Below are 19236 nucleotides of genomic sequence, written 5' to 3' on the forward strand. Positions count from 1 at the left end.
ACACCGTACCGGACGGTCGGCGGCGGATCCGGTGATGCTGGTCACCTGCTCAGAACAGGGCGACGGCAGCCTCGGCGGAGTAGACGTGGAAGGTCATGCTCTGCTGGAAGTACAGCTGGACGGTATCGGCGTCGTGGCTCAGATATCCGATGGACAGGTCCTGTCCCAGGGTGAGGTCGAAGTCCCCGCCGCGGGTGGTGAGCACGAACGCCCCGTCGATGGCCGGGGCCCAGATGATCTCACCGTCGGGGACCAGACGCTCCAGATGGGTGCGCAGCGGATGACCGTGATTGGAGGTCTCGCTCACCTTCGTATAGAGGTCGGCGCTCAGCAGCACCGAGTACGGGCCGTCGACACCGGCCAACCGCAGCTCGCTGACCGCCAGGGCGATCACCTCGGGCACGCCGAACACATCGTCGGGAAGAGCGATCGCCTTGTTCGACGCCCCCTCGCGGATCCCGGTGATACCGGCCGCCGCGTACCCCTCGAAGACCGCTCGGTCCTCGGCGAAGGCGATATTGCGGGCGGCGTCCTTCACCGGATCCAGATCGGTGTCCTGGGCGCCGCGCTCGACATTGTCGAGTTCCTGGCGCGAGAGCGTGAACGGAACCCGCAACTCGACCAGCGGCGCCACGATCCGCTGCCGCGCCTGGACACCGTCGTGCGGTGCGGCGATGGCCTCGGTATGGCCCAGGCCGCGGGCCGAATAGTCGGTACCGTGCGGACCGGACAGGTCGACCACCCGGCGGCCGGCGTTGTGCCGTTTGAAAGTCCGCGTGGCCTCCTCTTCGATGACCGACCAGGCCGCGTCCGTGATCGGCGCGAGTTCGCGATGCAGGTTGTTCATACGGTGCTGCTCCTTTTCAACGTGCCGATACCGAGGGAACCGTTCGCGACCGGCGGCGCCGGATCCGCCGCCGCTTCGGCCGCTTCCGGCGGGGCGGGCAGATCATCGAAGAAATCCTGTGGTGGAACGAAGAACAGGGTGCCGGTGACCGCGGTGGAGAAGTCCAGGATCCGATCGTGTGTGGCCTCGTCGGTTCCGAGGAACATCCGCTCCAGCATGATCTCGGTGGTCCGGGGGGTCGCCGAATAGCCGACGAAGTAGGTGCCGAACTCGCCCTCCCGGATACTGCCGAACGGCATGTTCGCGCGCAGGATCTCCCGTTGGGTGCCGTCCGCCTCGATCACCTGGTTCACCGCGATATGCGAATCCGCGGGCTTCTGGTCGTCGTCGAATTCGAAGTCCTCGAGTTTGGTGCGCCCGATGACCCGCTCCTGATCCGGTACCGGCAGCGCCCGCCAGGCGGTCATATCGTGCAGATACTTCTGCACGACCACATAGCTCCCGCCGGTGAAATCCGAGTCGTCGGCGCCGATCAGCGCGGCCCGTCCGGCGGGGGTGCCGGGGAACCCGCCTTCGGGATTCTCGGTGCCGTCGACGAAACCGAGCAGATCGCGCTGTTCGAAATACCGGAAACCCACGGTTTCGTCGACGATCGCCCCGATACCGGCCAACCGGTCGCCGATCGCCATGGCCAGTTCGAAGCAGGCGTCGTGGACCTGGCCGCGGATGTGGAAGAGCAGATCACCGGGAGTCGCCGGCGCCTGGTGGAGTGGCCCGGCGTACCCGGGGAAATCGTGCAGTTCGGCCGGTCGGGGCCCGCCGAACAGCCGGTCCCAGGCAGCCGATCCGATGCCGGTGATACAGCCCAGCCCAGCGCCGGGCACTCGGAAACCGATGGCCCGGCGCAGGCCGGGAAGTTCGGCCAGCAGGTCCCGCGCCGCCGCCTCGCCGCCGGGTTCGATCGTGGCGACGAGGAAATGCGCGGCCGGGGTGAGTGGTTCGAGAATCGGCTGCGGCTGCCCCATAGCCGCTCACACTACCGGCGAACGACCAGGGACCACGGAACGCGGGCGGACTACTTGGCCACTGTCAGCAGAAACGCCACATCGTCGATGGCCTGCACGCTGTGCCGGGCCTTGGGCACCACCAGCAGATCGCCGGTCGATCCCTTCCACTCGTTCTCTCCGCTGTTCAGCGTGAGTGTGCCGGACAGTACGAGCAGAGTGGCCTCACCGCTGTTGTCGTGTTCGGCCAGACTCTGGCCCGCGCACAACCCCACCACGGTCTGCCGCAGCGAGTTCGCGTGACCGCCGTAGATGGTCTGGGAACTGCGGCCACTGGTCACGGTCGCGGCCAACTTCAATTGCTGCCGGGCCACCGCTGTCAGCGATTTCTTGTCCATGGACCGCCTTTCGCCTCCACATACCCACGACCGGGCTGTGATCGCGGGACGTACAGCCGAGTATGCCCGACCGGGCTCTACCGTTCGGGCGTTTTCCGAGGCTGTGCCGGTATCGCAAGCCGGGCCGCGGCCGGAAACGGTCGGTCGCGGGTGAAACGCCTGATCCGGTAGTTCAAGCCGGCGGACGATTCCGACCAGGTCGCCGGGTCGGCGGAGGACCATTCGGGACCCGGTGCGGGGGCGTGGGCGTCGCCGTCCACCTCGGTGTCGACCTCGGTGATCAGCAGTTCGGTCGCATACGGCAGCGCGAGCCGATAGATCTCCCCGCCGCCGATCACCCAGGTCGCGGCGGGGGCCGCCAGCGCCAGCGCCGCCGCGACCGAATCAGCGGCTTCCGCCCCGGGCGCGGACCAGTCGGACTGCCGGGTCACGACGATATTGCGGCGGCCGGGCAGCGGCCGGAAACGCGGCGGCAGCGAATCCCAGGTCCGGCGGCCCATGATCACCGGGTGACCGGCGGTCGTCGTCTTGAAGCGGGCCATATCCTCGGGGACCCGCCAGGGAATGGTGTTGTCCACCCCGATCACCCCGGCGGGGGTCTGAGCCCAGATGAGGCCGATGACGCGTGCGGAATCCGGCGCGGTCACACCGCCACCGGCGCCTTGATCGCCGGGTGGTGGCGGTAGTCGTGCACCCGTACGTCCTCGTACCGGTAGTCGTACAGGGAGTCGGCGGGTGCGAGTTCGAGCGCCGGGAACGGGTACGGGTCGCGGGTCAGCTGTTCGGCGACCTGCTCGTGATGGTTGTCGTAGATATGGCAGTCACCGCCGGTCCAGATGAAATCACCCGGCGTGAGCCCGGCCTGCTGGGCCACCATCACGGTCAGCAGCGCGTAGCTCGCGATATTGAACGGCACCCCGAGGAAGAGGTCGGCGCTGCGCTGATACAGCTGGCAGGACAACCGGCCGTCGGCGACGTAGAACTGGAACAGCGCGTGACACGGCGCCAGCGCCATCCGGTCCAGCTCGGCCACATTCCAGGCCGAGACGAGCATCCGCCGGGAATCCGGATCGGTACGCAGGGTGTGCAGGACCTGGGCGATCTGGTCGATATGACGGCCGTCGGGAGCCGGCCAGGATCGCCACTGCACCCCGTACACCGGACCGAGCTCACCGTCGGCACCGGCCCATTCGTCCCAGATGGTGACCCCGTGCTCGCGCAACCACCGCACGTTGGAATCCCCGCGCAGGAACCACAGCAGTTCGTACACGATCGATTTGAGGTGCACCTTCTTGGTGGTGATCAGGGGGAATCCGGCGGAGAGGTCGTAACGCAGCTGGTGCCCGAACACACTGCGGGTGCCGGTCCCGGTGCGGTCCGCTTTGGCGGTCCCCGTGTCGAGGACGAGCCGGAGCAGATCTTCGTACTGGGTGTCCGGTGCGTGTCGCGGGTCCGGAACCTGGCTGTTCGCTGCGCTGACCACGCGCCGAGCTTACTTCGCGCCCGTGGACCCTCGCACACGCTGGTCACTTCCGAGTACGACCGCGGGGAAGGGTCCGCGGCCCGACCTGCCAAGCTGACCTCATGCGCGAGCTGTATGTGATCGGTATCGGCGCCGGTGACCCCGATCAGGTGACGATGCAGGCCGTCCGGGCCCTGCGGCAGGTGGACGTGTTCTTCGTGATCGGCAAAGGGGCCGAGAAACAGGAACTCATGGCGGTGCGCACCGCGATCCTCGCCGAACACGTCGACCGGCCTTACCGCGTCGTGGAGATACCCGACCCACCCCGCGACCGCACCCCCGAGGACTACCGGGACACGGTGCGGGACTGGCACGAGCGGCGGTCGCTGCTGTTGGAGGAAGCGTTCGCGGCGGCCGAAGGGGTCGGCGCAATCCTGGTCTGGGGCGACCCTGCCCTCTACGACTCCACCCTGCGCATGGTGGAACGGGTGCTGGCACGGGGCGCGCTGGACTTCGACTACACCATGATCCCGGGGGTCACCAGCGTCCACGCGCTCGCCGCCCGGCACCGGACCGTCCTGCACCGGATCGGCGAACCGGTGCACATCACCACCGGGCGACGGTTGCGCGAGGAAGGTCTGGGCGCCGGTTCGACGGTGGTCATGCTCGACGCCGACTGCGCGTTCACCACCACCCCCGGCGACACCTTCATCTGGTGGGGGGCCTATCTGGGGATGCCCGACGAGGCCCTCATCGCCGGCCGGGTCGGCGAGGTCGGCGGCGAGATCGTGCACCGGCGCGCGCAGCTGCGCGAGCGCAAGGGCTGGATCATGGACATCTATCTGCTCCGCCCGGCTGAATGACCAGGTGATCGACCCTCTGGTCGTAGCATGGTCGGCATGACCGAACAGGACATACTCGGGCGGATCAAGGGCCTCGTCGACGACGAGCACGACCTGCGGTCGCGGGCTTCGCACGGGGAACTCGATCCCGATGTGGAGCGGCGGCGACTCGCCGAACTGGAGGTCATGCTGGATCAGTGCTGGGATCTGCTGCGGCAGCGCCGAGCGCGGATCGACAGCGGCGAACCCCCGGACGAGGCCGAGCCGCGGTCGCCGGGACAGGTCGAGGGCTACCTACAGTAAGGGGGCCCCGATGTCCGACAGTGGTGCCACCGAATACGACGTCATCGTGCTGGGCGGCGGACCCGCCGGGGAGAACGCGGCCGACTACGCCGTGGCCGGCAGCGACCGCACCGCGGCCATCGTCGAAGCGGAGAAGGTCGGTGGTGAATGTTCGTTCTGGGCCTGCATTCCGAGTAAGGCCCTGCTCCGGCCGGGCCACGTGCTGGGAGCCGCGCAGGGGCTGCCGGGCATCGAGGCCGCGGGTCCCGATATCGCCGAGGTATTGCGCCGGCGAGACGAGTTCGTGCACGCCCACAACGGCGACCACGACGATTCGAGCCAGGTCGATTGGGCGGCGCAGCAGGGCATCGACGTGATCCGCGGCGTCGGCCGGCTCGACGGGGAACGTCGTGTGCTGGTCGGTGATCGCGCGTTACATGCCCGCGTGGCGGTGGTCCTGGCCACCGGAACCCGCGCGGCCGTCCCGGATATCCCCGGACTGCGCGACGCCCTGCCCTGGACTTCCCGGGACGCCACCAACCTGCACGAGATCCCGAAGCGGGTCGTGCTGATCGGCGGCGGCGTGGTGGCCTGCGAGGCGGCCACCTGGCTGTCGGCGCTCGGGGCCGAGGTCACCGTGCTGGTCCGCGGTGACAGGCTGCTCGCCGGCGTGGAACCGTTCGCCGGGGAATACGTGGCCTCCGGGCTCACCGCGCAGGGCGTGCAGATCCGGTTCGGCACCCGGCCGGTACGGGTGCAGCGGCCGGCGGCCGCGGATCACGGCGAGGGCCGGATCCACGGTGGTCCGGTGACAGTGCGGGTCGAAGGGCCCGACGGCGCGACGACACTCGTCGCCGACGAGATCGTGGTGGCGGCCGGGCGGACGCCGAACACCGCCGGGATCGGACTCGCGACCGTCGGCCTGCCGGAGGGGTACGTCCAGGTCGACGACCAGCTCACGGTGTCCGCCGTCCCCGGCGACTGGCTCTACGCGGTGGGCGATGTCAACCATCGCGCCGCGCTCACGCATATGGGCAAATACCAGGGCCGGGTGTGCGGCGATGTGATCGCCGCCCGCGCCGAGAGCCGGTCGCTGGCCGGTCCGCGCTACCGGGCGAGCGCCGACCACCGGGCCGTACCGCAAGTCGTGTTCACCGATCCCGAAGTGGCCGCCGTCGGGCTCAGCGCGGATAACGCGCGCAAGGCCGGTTACGACATCCGGACGGTCGAACTGGATATCGCAGTCGCGGGTTCGGCGCTGGCCCGCGACGATTACGCGGGCCGCGCCGCGCTGGTGATCGATACCGCGACCGACACTCTGCTCGGCGCCACTTTCGTGGGGCCCGATGTCGGCGAGCAGTTGCACGCCGCGACGATCGCCGTCACCGGACGCGTGCCGCTGGACGCACTGTGGCACGCGGTGCCCGCCTTTCCCGCCGTGAGTGAATTCTGGTTACGTCTGTTGGAGACCGATCGGTCGTCGTTACCATCGGTCTGATGAGCGCTACCGAACAGATCACGACCACCGACGGCGTCGTCCGTGGTCGGCGGGGTCGCCGGGTGATGTACTGGCGGTCGCTTCCCTATGCCGCCCCACCCGTCGGTGAGCTGCGGTTTCGATCGCCGCAACCGGTACAGCCGTGGACCGATGTGCGCGACGCGACCTATTTCCGCGCCGCGGGCATCCAACCGCGCTTCGGGGTGCGGCTCGGCCCGCGCAAGCTTCAGGAGATGAGCGAGGACTCACTGACACTGAATGTCGTGGCGCCCGCCACGGCATCGCCGCGACCGCGTCCGGTGATGGTGTTCATCCACGGCGGCGGCTATCTGTTCGGCACCTCGGCACTGCGCCTGTATTCGGGGGTGCAACTCGCGGCCGACGGTGACGTGATCGTGGTGTCGATCAACTACCGGCTCGGTGCGTTCGGATACGCCGATTTCAGCGAGTTCTCCACCCCGGACAGCCCTTACGATGCCAACCTCGGCCTGCGCGATCAGATCGCCGCGCTGCGCTGGGTCCGGGCCAATATCGCCGAGTTCGGCGGCGACCCGGAGAATGTGACCATCTTCGGGGAATCCGCGGGCGCGCACGCGGTACTGAGTCTGCTGGCGACGCCGTCGGCCGAGGGGCTCTTCCACCGCGGGATCGCGCAGAGCCCGCCCGCGGACTGGGGTCTGACGATCGCCGAATCGCGGGAATTCGCCCGCCGTATTCTCGACCGCCTCGGTGTCGCTCCGGAAAACGCGAATCGCGCTCTGCGCGAAGCGGATCCGCACGATATCCGCCGGGCTTTCAATCGGGCCTCGAATGCGGCGATGGCAGAGTTCCCGGGTTTCTTCCCGGCCGCGCCGGTGGCCGACGGTGACCTGTTGCCGCGCACCCCGATCGACGCCTTCACCGAGGGACACACCCATCGGGTTCCGCTGATCATCGGCACCTGCCGCAACGAGGGCGCCCTGTTCAACCGCTTCACAGATACGCTGCCCACCCGGCCGGAGCGCCTCAAACGCGCACTCTCGGTCGCCGGACCCGAGGTGTATCCCCGGGTGTTCTCGACCTATCCCGGATTCCCGGCCGAACAGGCGGCGATCCGCGCGGGCGGCGACTACTTCTTCTGGCGTCCGTCGGTCGCGGTGATGGAGGGGCACAGCCGCCACTCCCCCACCTACGCCTACCGCTACGATTTCGCGCCCCGGCTGTTCCAGCTCTACAAGCTGGGCGCGACGCACGCGACCGATCTGCTGCCGACCTTCGGCGCCGTCTACGAGCCATGGAGCCGGGCTCTCACCGCCGGCGGAAGTCGCCGCGGGTTGCTCGCGGTGACCCGCCAGTTCCAGAACAACTGGCTGAATTTCGCCCGCACCGGCGCACCGCTGCCGTCTTGGCCGCGATACACCGAGCAGGAACGCAGCACGCTGATCATCGATGCGCCCAGCCGGGTGGACAACGATCCCGACCGCGCCCAGCGCGAACTGTGGGCAGGAGTGCGCGCACCGCTGCTGGTGCCGGCGGCGGGCGGCAGCCCCGCGAAGGATACGGACGAGCCGGAGGCCGGAGCGGAAGGCGACGGGTCCCTGCTCGGGACCATCACCGCCGAACACCCCGAAGCCGCGACCTTCGCCGACGCCGCGATGAAGGTCGCCGACGAATTCGCCGACAGCGCGGACAAGCCGGCGTCCGAGCCGGAACCCGAGTCGCCGAACCGGGAACGCGCCGACGACTGATCCGCCCGCCCCGACTACTTCAGCAGGCGTGACATCCGGCGGTCGGCGAGGATCTTGCCGCCGGTCTGACAGGTGGGGCAGTACTGGAACGACCGGTCGGTGAAGGCGACTTCACGGACCGTGTCCGCACAGACCGGACAGGGCAGACCGGTGCGGGCGTGGACGCGCATACCCGAGCGTTTCTCGCCCTTGAGCCGGGCCGCGGCCTGCCCGACCGACCGGTCCACCGCATCCAGCAGCACCGTGCGCAACGCTTCGTACAGGTCACCGACCTTCGCCGCCGGCAATGTCTTCGCCGGGGCGAACGGGGAGATCTTGGCGGTGTGCAGGATCTCGTCGGAGTAGGCGTTGCCGATACCGGCGATAACGGTCTGATCGACGAGCACGTTCTTGATACGTCCTGGCGCGGCGGCCAGCAGTTCGGCGAACCGGTCCGCGGTGATCGCCAGCGCGTCGGGCCCCAGCCGGGCGATACCGGGGACCTGCGCGGGGTCTTGCACGATATAGACGGCGAGCCGCTTCTTGGTGCCCGCCTCGGTGAGGTCGAAGGCCGGGGTCGCTCCTTCGGGAGTGAAGAAGTGCACCCGAAGCGCCAGTGGCCCGCGACCGGGCTTGGGCGGGTTCGCGCTCGGATTATCTGTCCAGCGCAGCCAGCCCGCCCGGGACAGATGGGTGATCAGCCACAGACCCCCGCAGTCCATTCCGAGGAATTTCCCCCACCGTCCGGCGCCCGTCACATCCCGCCCGGACAGCGCCGTCACCGGCGGATCGAAGGTTTTGATCGCACTCAGCGCCACCACATCGATACGTCCCACCACCGCACCGACGGCATGTTCCCGCAGGAACTGCGCCAGCGCCTCCACTTCGGGTAGTTCGGGCACACGATCAGGCTACCGGCGGTCTGCGACATCCGTGGCGTCCAAACGTCGGGTGATTCCGGTGGTGGTAACCGCCAGCAGGGTGCCGATCACCACGAGATCGAACGCCATCTGCACCGTGGTGGCGATCCGCGCGGCCTGCCCGACCGCGTGGATATCGCCGAAACCGACGGTGCCCAGGGTCGCGACGGTGTAGTACAGCGCGTCGTTGCGAGTCCGCAATTCCGCGAACTGGCCGGGGTCGCGCAGCTCGAGGATGTAGTAGAAGAGCGAGAAGAACACCACGACCAGCGAGATGAGGAACAACAGACCGTCGACTCGATGGCCGGTGTCGCGGCTCGAGCGCAGAAATTGACCGATCCGGCGGTAAGCGAGCCAGGACAACCCACTCACGCCGGCGGCGAACGCCACCACGGTGACCACCCGGGTGGGCCAGAAGCCGGGGAGCTCGAGGCCCAGCGGAACGAAGTAATAGATGAGTAGTGCGCACACGACCGTGGTCGCGTTACGCCACAGATGCGCCCGGCCGTCGATCTGTCGAGAAGCCATGCGGTCATGATCTGCCCACGCGCCCGACTCGACAGCCGGGCGCGCCGAGAAGCCACGGATTCGACCCCGAACAGCGAGCTCGCCGCGAAACCCGCTCGTCCTCGGCTGAAGCTACCCGCGGTAGTCGCGGAACGCGCCGCGCAGATCATCGATCAGGAGGTCGGGTACCTCCATAGCGGCGAAGTGGCCGCCCCGGGCGAATTCGGTCCAGCGCACGATGTTGTGGTTCTTTTCGGCGATCCGGCGGACGGGGACGCCGATATCGTGCGGCAGCACGGCCACGGCCACCGGTACATCGGTGTCGGGTTCGGTCCTGCCCCAGGTGGCGGCGCTTTCGTAGTAGTAGCGCGCCGACGATCCGGCTGTGCCGTTGAGCCAGTAGATCATGACGTTGGTGAGCATGGCGTCACGGTCGACGGCGTCCTCGGGGACATCCGCGGAGTCCGTCCAGTCCTTGAAGCGTTCCACGATCCAGGCCAGCTGACCCACCGGTGAATCGGTGAGCGCGTAGGACAGTGTCTGCGGGCGGCTGGCCTGGAGCATCGCGTAGGCGCCGAGTTCGTACTGGGCGCGTTGCGCCAACCGCGCGGCGTGCTGTTCGGCGGGATCGCCGGGGTCCGCGGTCTCGGCGGTGACGGTGGCCGAGGCGATCATCGTCAGGTGCACCGCGACCACGTGCTCGGCGTCGATCACGGCCAGCTCGCGCGAGATCGCCGCGCCGGTGTCCTCACCGTGCGCCGCGTAACGGTCGTAGCCGAGACGACTCATCAGCTCGGCCCAGGCCCGCGCGGCCCGCGTGGGCGACCAGCCGACGGCAGGTCCGGACAGGCCGTATCCGGGGATGGTCGGCACGACGACATGGAAGGCGTCCGCCGCGTCGCCGCCGTGCGCCACCGGATCGGTCAGCGGGCCGATCAACTCCAGGAATTCCACGATCGAGCCGGGCCAACCGTGTGTCAGCACCAGCGGCAGGGCGCCGGGTTCCGCCGAGCGGACGTGGACGAAATGCAGCTCGTGACCGTCGATCTCGGTCCGGAACTGCGGGAACGTGTTGAGCCGTGCCTCTTGGGCCCGCCAGTCGTAGCTGTCGCGCCAGTAGCCGGCCAGTTCCCTGATGTAGTCGAGCGGGATGCCCTGTGCCCATCCCACCCCGGGAGCCTCGTCGGGCCAGCGCACGGCGGTCAGTCGCCGGTGCAGATCATCGAGCTGCTCTTGGGGTACGTCGATCCGGAAAGAACTGATCTCGCTACTCATGACACCTACACTAAGAAGCCCCTAGGACAGTTCCTGCCCTAGGAATGCGGAAGAATCGGATACGTGCTCGAGACCTCCGCCCGACTGCTCCGATTGCTCTCGCTTCTGCAGACCCCCCGCGACTGGACCGGCCGCGAACTCGCCGAACGACTGGACGTCGATATGCGCACCGTGCGCCGCGATATCGACAAGCTGCGCACGCTCGGCTACCCCGTGCACGCGATCGCCGGCGCGGCCGGGTACCGCCTGGGCGCCGGCGCCGCGCTGCCGCCGCTGCTACTGGACGACGACGAGGCCGTGGCGGTCGCGCTGGGATTGCGCACCGCCGCCGGTGGCACCGTCGCGGGCATCGAGGAGAGTTCGCTGCGCGCGCTCACCAAACTCGAGCAGGTACTCCCTTCTCGCCTACGCCACCGGATCACCGCGTTGCAGGCCGCGACCGTGACCGTTGCGGCCGGGACCACGCCGGTCGACCCGCAGACGCTCACCGCCATAGCGGGCGCGATCCGCGATCATCACCGGCTGCGATTCGACTATCGCGCGCACGACGGGACCACCACCCGCCGTGACACCGAACCGCATCGGCTGGTCCACACCGGACGACGCTGGTATCTGATCGGCTGGGACGTCGACCGCGCCGACTGGCGTAACTATCGCGTCGACCGCTTGGCGCCCCGCATCCCCACAGGGCCGCGATTCGAGCCACGCCCGGCCCCCGATATCGATCCCGCCGGTTTCGTCTCGCGCGGGGTGAGCACCTCCGTCTACCGCTACCGGGCCCGGATCACCCTGCACGTATCGGCGGCGACCGCCGCCGATCGGATTCCGGCCACCGTCGGCGTCATCGAGGCCGTCGACGCGACGTCCTGCCTATTGCATACGGGCTCTAATTCGCTCGACGAGATAGCTGTCTACGTGGGACTTTTCGGCTTCGCATTCCAGGTCCACGAACCCCCCGAACTCATCGACCACCTGCGCGCGCTGGCGCAGCGCGTCACCGCCGCCGTCTCAGCGGGGACAGAGCCGCCCGGCCCCTGATCGGATACGCCGCATGAAACCTGACATCGACACTCCGCGAACGACGCTACGGCCGTTCCGGCCCGAGGATTGCGAGGAACTCCACGAGATCTTCAGCGACCCCGCGACGCACACCCTCGGCGACGGCCCCTTCACTTCGCTGGACCGGACCCGGGAGTGGATCCACCGCCGCATGGCGAGCCGAGAGCGGTCCGGGCTGCTGTGGTACGCGGTCCGAGACCGCCACGGGACTGCTCCTGGGAAATTGCGGCCTCTTCGCCGGACGTACAGGCGCAGCGGAACCCGAGATCGGCTACGAGATCCGCCGGTCCCATCAGGGACGCGGATTCGCGAGCGAAGCCGCAGCGGCCGTCCTCGAGGAAGCACTGTCCTGTGGCGTACCGCGCGTCTGGGCGACGATCCGACCGCACAACTGCGCGTCACTGCGCGTCGCGACGAAGGCCGGATTCGCACACCACAGCATTCGCTCCGACGACAAAGGCCAATTGGTCTATCTGGTTTCATCACGACACCATCAGCGGCGGGGGCCGCTCACGATCTGAGGGGTCGCACAGGTGGTGCGGAACGACGTTCTCCGGGAATCGAGCTTGTCGACCTCCGCACGCGGTCAGGACGCGATACGCGGACGTGGATTCAGGCTTTCGAAGGCCCGCTCTGAGCTCTGCGCACCGTACCCGGCCGCGATCTGCCGGTCCACGAGATCGCGGACCGGGCCGACGATATCGAGATCGACCCCGGCGTCCCGGCTGGCCGACACGATGGCGTCCAGCGCGGCCTTGGTGAATGTCAGCGGCTGCAACACCTGCGAGTAGTCGCCCGTATCGATCTGCGCCCCGGCTGCGGGCAACGACGGGAGCAATGCGGCGAGCCAGGCCGAGTGTTTCGAGCACGTCGCGGAATGTGTCGAAGACATCGGACGATCCGCTGTAGAGCGCCAGGTTCCAGACCCTGTCAATCTCTTCCAGAACTCGTCGCCCTCACCTGAGGAGTCCCCAGGTTCACCCGGCAGTCTCCGCAGCTGGTGATTTTTCCGTGAATCACGAAGGACGCTGTCTTGTCGAGGCGACGGGATCGGTGTCGATGGAAGCCTCTATGGCCGATTGTGACCCGGCGAGTGTCCTCAAAGCCGTATGAACGCATCTCGACGAGCTCGAGGGCTCGAGCCCGGTGCAACTCCGGGCCCAAGCCCTCGCGGCCCGGACTTCTACTTGGCCAGTCCACTATCGCACTGGCATTCAGTGGGCGCCCACCAACGGCGGCAGTCCGGTTCGACTAGGCGAACGCAGCACCTTGAGCCAGCCTGCGCCGACTTCCCACGCGGCCACAACGACCGCGATGGCGATCACGGCCTGTGTGAACAAGCGCATTGCTTCGGTTCCGTCACCGGGGAATTCCGCGTCGAAATAGGCAGCCTCGAACAGCCGGCCACTGGTGGCGAGCCACATCAGGGGCACGACGAACAGAATGTTCAGCACGGTGTTGACCGCGGCGAGCACAGTGGTCCAGCGGCCGATGGCGTATTTAGCGATATCGAGCACGATGGTCAGACCCAGAACCCCGAGTAAGGCCGGCATCCAGAACGACCACAGGTCGACGTCCAGCATCTGGATCGGCGCCCCGCCGGCATCCCGATAGGCCGAGAACTCGCGCTGCAACAGGGCAGCAACAATGAGAATGAGGGCGACACCCACCGAGAACACCGTCTCTACCAGCGAGATCCCGCGATCCTCATCGGTATCCGGAAGGTTGTCGACCGACCACGCCCCAGCGGGGTTTTCCCGACGCCGGCCGCTGCGTTCGAGCACCGCGTACACGAGGGTTGTCCAGAACGCGATCTGCAGCGCCACCATCACGGTCGACCAGACAGCGCCCCCGATCGCCGCACCTGCGGACGAGCCGTCGATGATGTCGAGTGCCAAAACCGCAATCCCTGGCAGGAGCGCGATCCACAGGAGACCTTTGAGGAGTCGTCGCCAACCGAGGAAGAGCTCGGGACCGATCAAGTACAGGGACCGGCCCGCCAATCCGGCCGCGAGACGATCCGGATCTCCGAGGTCGGTGAGCACCGCGACCTCGGCGGCTGCCGGTTCGGTGCCGGCTTCCACCTTCGCGTCGACCGCGTCGGTGATCGAACCGCGCAGTTCGCGGTCGATGTCATCGCGGGCGTCTGCGGGAACGCTGCGCAGGGTCGCAGCGACGTATCGATCGGTCAGCGTCATGACGTGCCTTTCTGGGTGGCGGATTCCATTGTCTGCAGGCTTTTTCCGATGGCGGTCCACTCGTCGAGGAGCGTCGCCGCGAGTTTCTCTCCGGATTCGGAGACTTGGTAGAACTTCCGCGGGCGTGACTCGTCGGTGTTCCACTCGCTGACCAATAGCCCTTGTTTCTCGAGGCGGCGCAGTAGCGGATACAGGGTGTTGGCATCGACCGCGATCCCCGCACCGGCCAGCGCCTCGAGTAGGCCGTAGCCGTAGCCGGGCCTGCGCAACATCAAGAGACTGGCGACGACGACGGAACCACGTCGCACCTCCTGGCTGTGGCTGGTAATCAACTCTGCGTCGACCATGCCACACACGATAGTGTGTGACACACAGTATCGCAACAGGCACTACATGCACAGGACGATGGCGCTCGCAGTTCTTTGGGCTGTCGGAATTGCCGTCACGATGCAGAGCGCTGGATAATGTGGCGCCAGCCGCCATGCATACCCGCTGACCAGCACGTATGGGATGGTGTCGATGATGACCCTGCGTGAATGCTGTCGCGGCCGCCCGGTTCGGCCGTGCGGTCGGCCGCGGTGGTAGCAGCGGCTGGATCACAGCCCACTGGGCATCGGTGATGGTTCGTGGACGGGTTTACACGAACGCGGGCGTAGCCAGCCATAGCATCACCTGCCTAGGCCGGGTGGCATGCGCGACGGGTCTCAGCGGGGACCGAGCCGCCCGGCCCGTGATCGGATACGCCACATGGCGAGCCGAGCGCGGTCCGGGCTGCTGTGGTACGCGGTCCGAGACCGCGCCACGGGACTGCTCCTGGGAAATTGCGGCCTCTTCGCCGGACGTACAGGCGCGGAACCCGAGATCGGCTACGAGATCCGCCGGTCCCATCAGGGACGCGGATTCGCGAGCGAGGCCGCAGCGGCCGTCCTCGAGGAAGCACTGTCCTGTGGCGTACCGCCCATCACGAAACCATCAGCGGCGGGGGTCGCTCACGATCTGAGGGGTCGCACAGGTGGTATGGGAGCTAGTGTCCGGCCGGCGATGTTGCCGCCACGGACTCGGCGAGGTTCTTCAGTGCGGCGAGCACGGGGTTTTCCTCGTCATCGCTGTCCGCATGCTCACCCGCGCTCACGCGGGGGTCTTCCTGGGTGATCGTCAAATTGGTCGCACCCGCGTCGTCTTCGAGCGCGTAGCCCATCGTGAAGTAGTTTTCCGGCTTGTCTTCGAGGTCTGGGCGGGGAGCGAACATGGAGTACCGCAATTGCGCGGGAGCGTCGACAAGGAGCACAGTCCCCCACTGCTCGAATGTGTTTCCTTCCCACTCGTTGGTGAAACGAATCGGAGAATCCACGGACCAGTCGGTGCTCAGGACACTGCCGTATTGCCATTGCGCGACATAGGCAGGGTCGGTGAGTATCGCCCACACGAGCTCGCGGGGGGCTTTGATACGGACGCTGGATGTGGATACGTGCATAGCGGGAACCGTACTTGCGCGAGGTTGCCGGCGAGTCACCAGCGTTGAGGAGACACCGACAGCATGCGTTCGGCAAGCCTCATCAAATGTTGACCTGATCAAGAGTTGAGGGTATCAATGAAACCGTGAGCAGCTCGGCACATGAGGACCAGTTCTTCCATGACCTCGCCACCACCTCAACGCAGTTACGTCAAGCATTCGCAGGCCAGATCGGAATCAGTGCGCAACGACTACAACTCCTGATGCGGCTTCGATGGCAGGGCGAGACCAGCCACAGCAACCTGCGACAGGCGCTGGGGGCGGATGCCGCGACCATCACGCGACTGGTCAAGAAATTCGAGGCCGAAGGACTCGTCACCCGCCGAGTAGATCCCGACAACAATCGCTACACCCTGGCGGTCCTGACCCCGACCGGCGAACGACTCGCCGGCGAACTGGACCACGCACACCAGGAATACCAGCACCGGCTGCTCGACGGTGTCAGCGTCGAGCACCAGCAGATCGTCATGGACGTGCTACGGCGCGTCCGCACGAACGCCACCATCGCCGAGGAAAAGACATGACGAACGACCCACAGGCCACCGCCCGACGCATGTACGAAGCATTCAACGCACGCGACTACACCGCGACCCAGGAGATATTCACCGAGGATTTCTACAGCCACCCACTCGACGCCACCGGCCCGAGCAGCGTCGCCCAGGCATGGAAACGATTCCACCAGGCCTTCCCCGCCGTCCGTGTCGTCGTCGAGGACATGATCATCGAACGCGATCGCGTTGCTACACGTACCAGCGTGCACGGCATCCCCGGCCGGAAACCTCCGACCATGATGGAAATATTCGCAATTCGTGACGGCCGCATCGCCGAACTCTGGGGCCTGTCCTCCCTGGACCGCGACAACTGATCCGAGTGAGATGGCAGCACAATGCCGGGCCGGAGCTTCTTCCTTGTCGACCTCCGCACGCGGTCAGGACGCGATACGCGGACGTGGATTCAGGCTTTCGAAGGCCCGCTCCGAGCTCTGCGCACCGTACCCGGCCGCGATCTGCCGGTCCACGAGATCGCGGACCGGGCCGACGATATCGAGATCGACCCCGGCGTCCCGGCTGGCCGACACGATGGCGTCCAGCGCGGCCTTGGTGAATGTCAGCGGCTGCAACACCTGCGAGTAGTCGCCCGTATCGATCTGCGCCCCGGCCGCGGGCAACGACGGGAGCAACGCCGCGAGCCAGGAGGCGGCGCGATTGCCGAACTCCTCAGCGGACATGCCGATCTCGCGAACCATGGCCGCACCGTGGTAATAGCCCGCGAACATCACGTACATGCCGGAGAGCAGAGCGAAATCGACCAGCGACGCCCGACCGGCGTCGGCGCCGAAATACTCGGCGGTACCAAGTGATTCGAGCACGTCGCGGAATGTGTCGAAGACATCGGACGATCCGCTGTAGAGCAGCGCCGAGCCGGGCCGACCGATCATCTCGGGAGTGGCCATGATGCCGCCGTCGAGAAAGGGGATGCCGTTCGCGGCCGCCCAGGTAGCCAGTTCCCGGGCGCCGGCCGGTTCGGTGCTCGTGAGATTCACCAGGGGGCGCCCGGCCAGGAGCCCGGCAACGGGGTCGAGAACCTCGTGCACCGATCCGTGATCGAACAGGCACCCGACGACGAGATCACTCGCCCGCACCGCCTCCGCCGCCGTCGCGACGCTCGTCGCGCCGCGGGCGATGAGATCGGCGTCCTTCCCCGGACTGCGGTTCCATACGGTGGTCGGGTGTCCGGCCGCGACGAACGCCGCGGCCAGGGCTCGGCCCATCGCGCCCAGGCCGAGCACGGTCACCGTCGTCTGCGTAGAACTCGTCACTGCCTGCACTCCTGTATGGCTCAAAAATCGCTCGGGTGGTGTGGGGCGCGCCGGTAACGATTCTCGAGGGCCGCGACCGCGACGACAAGTACCCACTAATTAGTGGGCTACTTACATATCGGTAAGCATCGAGAGCCGCTGACCGTCCGACCGCGCCACCCGCCCGACACCGCGAACTCGGTGCGGACCGCGAGCGGTGGGTGGTCGAGTATCGCCTGCGGCGCGGCGCACTACCGGTCGCAGGCCGCACAGAATTCGATTCCGCTCCGCCGTCGCAGCTTTCGGATGACGGGCGGTGCCGCCCTCTCGGACCAGGCACGATCTCGAGTAACCACCGCGGCGGGCTCGACGATGCCTGTGATATCCGTAACGACCACAAGGACGCGACGGTTCGACGATGGAGGGGCTCGATGAAACCGCAGTACATATATCGGTGGGTCAACAATCACGGGGTGGTTCGCCTGTTCGAGAAGGCACTGCTGCGTCGTGGCGATCTGTTCGCGCGATTGAACGGCAGCTCGGAGGGAATCGAGAACCCCTACGCTCTCATCGAGCAGATGCGGGGGGACGGTGGGTTGCGCCGGACCCTTCCGGTGTGGACCGCATTCGATCACGACCTGGTACGAGAAATACTGCGCGACAACCGTTTCGGCACCGGCATGCCGACCGTTCTCGGTGTGCCGCGGCCGCTGCGGCGGATACTGGACCGCCGGCCCCTCCCGCCGAATCCGGTGGATCCGCCGTCGATGCTGGTGATCGACCAGCCCGAGCACACCCGGATGCGCAAACCGATCGCCGCGGCCTTCACCCCGCGGGCCGTCGCCCGGCTGCGCGACCGGATCGAGACGGTCACCGACGAACTGCTCGCGGCACTCCCCGACGACGGGCCCACCGATCTGGTGGCGCGGTACGCGGCGCAGGTCCCCATCGCCATCATCTCCGAAATGCTCGGATTCCCGGACTCCGACCGCGAGATGTTCCTGCGCTGGGGCGACGACATCAGTCCGTTGCTGGATATCGGGATCTCCTGGCGGACGCATCAGCAGGCGATGGAATCTTCGGAGCGGGTGTACCGGTATCTGGTCGAGCACGTCGAGCGCCTGCGCGCCGAACCCGGTGACGATATCCTCAGCAGCCTGGTCGCCGCGGGCGATCTGTCCACCTACGAACTGTGCGCGTCGGCGACCCTGCTCATGGCCGCGGGCTTCGAAACGACGGTGAACCTAATCGGGAAGGGCATCGTCTGGCTGCTCCGCCATCCCGGCCAGCTGGACCGGTTGCGCGCGGAGCCCGAACTCTGGCCCAACGCGGTGGAGGAGATCCTCCGGATCGATCCGCCGGTGCAATCGACCGCGCGCACCACCCGCACCACGGTGGAGATCGGCGGGACGCGGTTGCGCAAAGGATCGATCGTGGTGCTGTCACTGGCGGGCGCGAACCGCGACTCCGCCGTTTTCACCGACCCGGCCCGCTTCGATATCACCCGGGACAATGCCAAGAACCATCTCTCCTTCAGCAGTGGAATCCATGTGTGCCTGGGCGCCGGACTGGCCCGGATGGAAGCGGCACACGCCCTGCGCGCACTGTTCGAGACTTTTCCGGACCTGCGGTTGACCGATCCGCCCACCCGGCGGCCGCTGTTCACCCTGCACGGTTACGAGCACCTCCCCGCGCACACCGGACCGCGCGTCCGCAGCCACCTGACCGCCGGCTGAGGGAGGACCCGTTCGAGCGGTCCGCGCGCAACTCCCACGGTCGGCTCGTCCGCGGCGGCGCGGGGCTGCGGTCGCCCGCGCAGTACGCGTTCGCTTCCTGCCCGATGGTGGAACCGCGCGCCGACCGGCGGCGGTGAAGACCGCCGGGCCGGCCGGACCGGGTGGGGTTCGCGACCCCACCCGGTAACCGG

The 19236-nt window shown here is 67.4% G+C and carries 21 protein-coding genes and 3 pseudogenes; 11 read left to right on the top strand and 13 right to left on the bottom strand.

The features are described from left to right. Positions 1–49 precede the first annotated feature (49 nt). The 5 genes from OG804_RS19305 to OG804_RS19325 form a co-directional block, all read right to left on the bottom strand. Positions 50–847: a family 1 encapsulin nanocompartment shell protein gene (locus OG804_RS19305; RefSeq protein ID WP_328388443.1), complete on the bottom strand. Its 798-nt coding sequence runs from the start codon at positions 845–847 to the stop codon at positions 50–52. Then, positions 844–1872, bottom strand: coding sequence for a Dyp-type peroxidase (locus OG804_RS19310; protein WP_328388445.1), 1029 nt, complete (start codon positions 1870–1872; stop codon positions 844–846). The genes OG804_RS19305 and OG804_RS19310 overlap by 4 nt, the downstream gene beginning before the upstream one ends. Positions 1873–1922: 50 nt before the next feature. Next, a complete protein-coding gene (locus OG804_RS19315; RefSeq protein WP_328388447.1) occupies positions 1923–2249 on the bottom strand; it encodes a cupin domain-containing protein in 327 nt (108 codons plus the stop codon). A gap of 77 nt (positions 2250–2326) precedes the next feature. Continuing rightward, complete coding sequence (locus OG804_RS19320; protein WP_328388449.1) at positions 2327–2896, bottom strand: dihydrofolate reductase; 570 nt, start codon at positions 2894–2896, stop codon at positions 2327–2329. Next, positions 2893–3732, bottom strand: a complete 840-nt coding sequence (locus OG804_RS19325) for a thymidylate synthase (protein ID WP_328388451.1) — start codon at positions 3730–3732, stop codon at positions 2893–2895. Before OG804_RS19325 ends, OG804_RS19320 begins: the two co-directional genes overlap by 4 nt. Before the next feature lie 101 nt (positions 3733–3833). On the opposite strand from OG804_RS19325, the gene cobF reads away from it, so the two are divergent. The 4 genes from cobF to OG804_RS19345 are packed head-to-tail and all read left to right on the top strand — an operon-like array spanning position 3834 to position 8060. After that, positions 3834–4574, top strand: coding sequence for a precorrin-6A synthase (deacetylating) (gene cobF, locus OG804_RS19330; RefSeq protein ID WP_328388453.1), 741 nt, complete (start codon positions 3834–3836; stop codon positions 4572–4574). 36 nt (positions 4575–4610) lie between these two features. Further along, complete coding sequence (locus tag OG804_RS19335) at positions 4611–4856, top strand: DUF2630 family protein (protein ID WP_328388455.1); 246 nt, start codon at positions 4611–4613, stop codon at positions 4854–4856. A gap of 10 nt (positions 4857–4866) precedes the next feature. Continuing rightward, positions 4867–6333 (top strand): dihydrolipoyl dehydrogenase family protein, encoded by a 1467-nt coding sequence (locus tag OG804_RS19340; RefSeq protein ID WP_328388457.1) that lies wholly within the window; start codon positions 4867–4869, stop codon positions 6331–6333. After that, complete coding sequence (locus tag OG804_RS19345) at positions 6333–8060, top strand: carboxylesterase/lipase family protein (protein WP_328388459.1); 1728 nt, start codon at positions 6333–6335, stop codon at positions 8058–8060. Before OG804_RS19340 ends, OG804_RS19345 begins: the two co-directional genes overlap by 1 nt. Before the next feature lie 14 nt (positions 8061–8074). Here the strand turns inward: OG804_RS19345 and OG804_RS19350 are convergent, their stop codons facing one another. The 3 genes from OG804_RS19350 to OG804_RS19360 all read right to left on the bottom strand — a co-directional run bounded on the left by OG804_RS19350 (position 8075) and on the right by OG804_RS19360 (position 10741). After that, positions 8075–8941, bottom strand: coding sequence for an Fpg/Nei family DNA glycosylase (locus tag OG804_RS19350; RefSeq protein WP_328388462.1), 867 nt, complete (start codon positions 8939–8941; stop codon positions 8075–8077). A gap of 9 nt (positions 8942–8950) precedes the next feature. After that, a complete protein-coding gene (locus OG804_RS19355; RefSeq protein WP_328388464.1) occupies positions 8951–9487 on the bottom strand; it encodes a potassium channel family protein in 537 nt (178 codons plus the stop codon). 111 nt (positions 9488–9598) lie between these two features. Continuing rightward, a complete protein-coding gene (locus tag OG804_RS19360) occupies positions 9599–10741 on the bottom strand; it encodes an epoxide hydrolase family protein (RefSeq protein ID WP_328388466.1) in 1143 nt (380 codons plus the stop codon). Positions 10742–10804: 63 nt separating this feature from the next. Between OG804_RS19360 and OG804_RS19365 the strand changes: the two genes are divergently transcribed. From OG804_RS19365 to OG804_RS32375, 3 genes and pseudogenes are all read left to right on the top strand, one after another. Then, positions 10805–11779 carry a helix-turn-helix transcriptional regulator gene (locus tag OG804_RS19365; RefSeq protein ID WP_328388468.1) on the top strand — a complete coding sequence of 325 codons (975 nt, stop codon included), beginning with the start codon at positions 10805–10807 and terminating at the stop codon, positions 11777–11779. 13 nt (positions 11780–11792) lie between these two features. Continuing rightward, positions 11793–11939, top strand: a pseudogene (locus OG804_RS32370) (GNAT family N-acetyltransferase); the annotation flags it as partial. Between the two features lie 25 nt (positions 11940–11964). Next, a pseudogene (locus OG804_RS32375) lies at positions 11965–12321 on the top strand (GNAT family N-acetyltransferase); the annotation flags it as partial. Between the two features lie 65 nt (positions 12322–12386). On the opposite strand, the gene OG804_RS19370 reads toward OG804_RS32375, so the two are convergent. The 3 genes from OG804_RS19370 to OG804_RS19380 form a co-directional block, all read right to left on the bottom strand. Further along, on the bottom strand, positions 12387–12692 hold the full coding sequence (locus OG804_RS19370) for an imine reductase family protein (protein ID WP_328388470.1): 306 nt from the start codon (positions 12690–12692) through the stop codon (positions 12387–12389). A 322-nt stretch (positions 12693–13014) separates the two neighbouring features. Continuing rightward, positions 13015–14058 (bottom strand): permease prefix domain 1-containing protein, encoded by a 1044-nt coding sequence (locus tag OG804_RS19375; protein ID WP_328388472.1) that lies wholly within the window; start codon positions 14056–14058, stop codon positions 13015–13017. Beyond that, a complete protein-coding gene (locus tag OG804_RS19380; protein WP_328388474.1) occupies positions 13995–14345 on the bottom strand; it encodes a PadR family transcriptional regulator in 351 nt (116 codons plus the stop codon). The genes OG804_RS19375 and OG804_RS19380 overlap by 64 nt, the downstream gene beginning before the upstream one ends. A 343-nt stretch (positions 14346–14688) precedes the next feature. Here OG804_RS19380 and OG804_RS19385 point away from each other — a divergent pair. Beyond that, positions 14689–14925 (top strand): annotated as a pseudogene (locus OG804_RS19385) (GNAT family N-acetyltransferase); the annotation flags it as partial. A 97-nt stretch (positions 14926–15022) separates the two neighbouring features. Here the strand turns inward: OG804_RS19385 and OG804_RS19390 are convergent. Next, positions 15023–15472 carry an SRPBCC family protein gene (locus OG804_RS19390; RefSeq protein ID WP_328388476.1) on the bottom strand — a complete coding sequence of 150 codons (450 nt, stop codon included), beginning with the start codon at positions 15470–15472 and terminating at the stop codon, positions 15023–15025. 125 nt (positions 15473–15597) lie between these two features. Here OG804_RS19390 and OG804_RS19395 point away from each other — a divergent pair, with 125 nt between their 5' ends. Together OG804_RS19395 and OG804_RS19400 are read left to right on the top strand one after the other, a co-directional pair. Beyond that, on the top strand, positions 15598–16035 hold the full coding sequence (locus OG804_RS19395; RefSeq protein WP_328388478.1) for a MarR family winged helix-turn-helix transcriptional regulator: 438 nt from the start codon (positions 15598–15600) through the stop codon (positions 16033–16035). Then, positions 16032–16376: an ester cyclase gene (locus OG804_RS19400; RefSeq protein ID WP_328388480.1), complete on the top strand. Its 345-nt coding sequence runs from the start codon at positions 16032–16034 to the stop codon at positions 16374–16376. Before OG804_RS19395 ends, OG804_RS19400 begins: the two co-directional genes overlap by 4 nt. Positions 16377–16439: 63 nt before the next feature. Here the strand turns inward: OG804_RS19400 and OG804_RS19405 are convergent, their stop codons facing one another. Then, on the bottom strand, positions 16440–17330 hold the full coding sequence (locus tag OG804_RS19405) for an NAD(P)-dependent oxidoreductase (protein ID WP_328388482.1): 891 nt from the start codon (positions 17328–17330) through the stop codon (positions 16440–16442). 410 nt (positions 17331–17740) lie between these two features. Here OG804_RS19405 and OG804_RS19410 point away from each other — a divergent pair, with 410 nt between their 5' ends. After that, positions 17741–19045, top strand: a complete 1305-nt coding sequence (locus tag OG804_RS19410; RefSeq protein WP_328388484.1) for a cytochrome P450 — start codon at positions 17741–17743, stop codon at positions 19043–19045. Positions 19046–19236 lie beyond the last annotated feature (191 nt).

Source organism: Nocardia sp. NBC_00416 (assembly GCF_036032445.1).
GTDB lineage: Bacteria > Actinomycetota > Actinomycetes > Mycobacteriales > Mycobacteriaceae > Nocardia.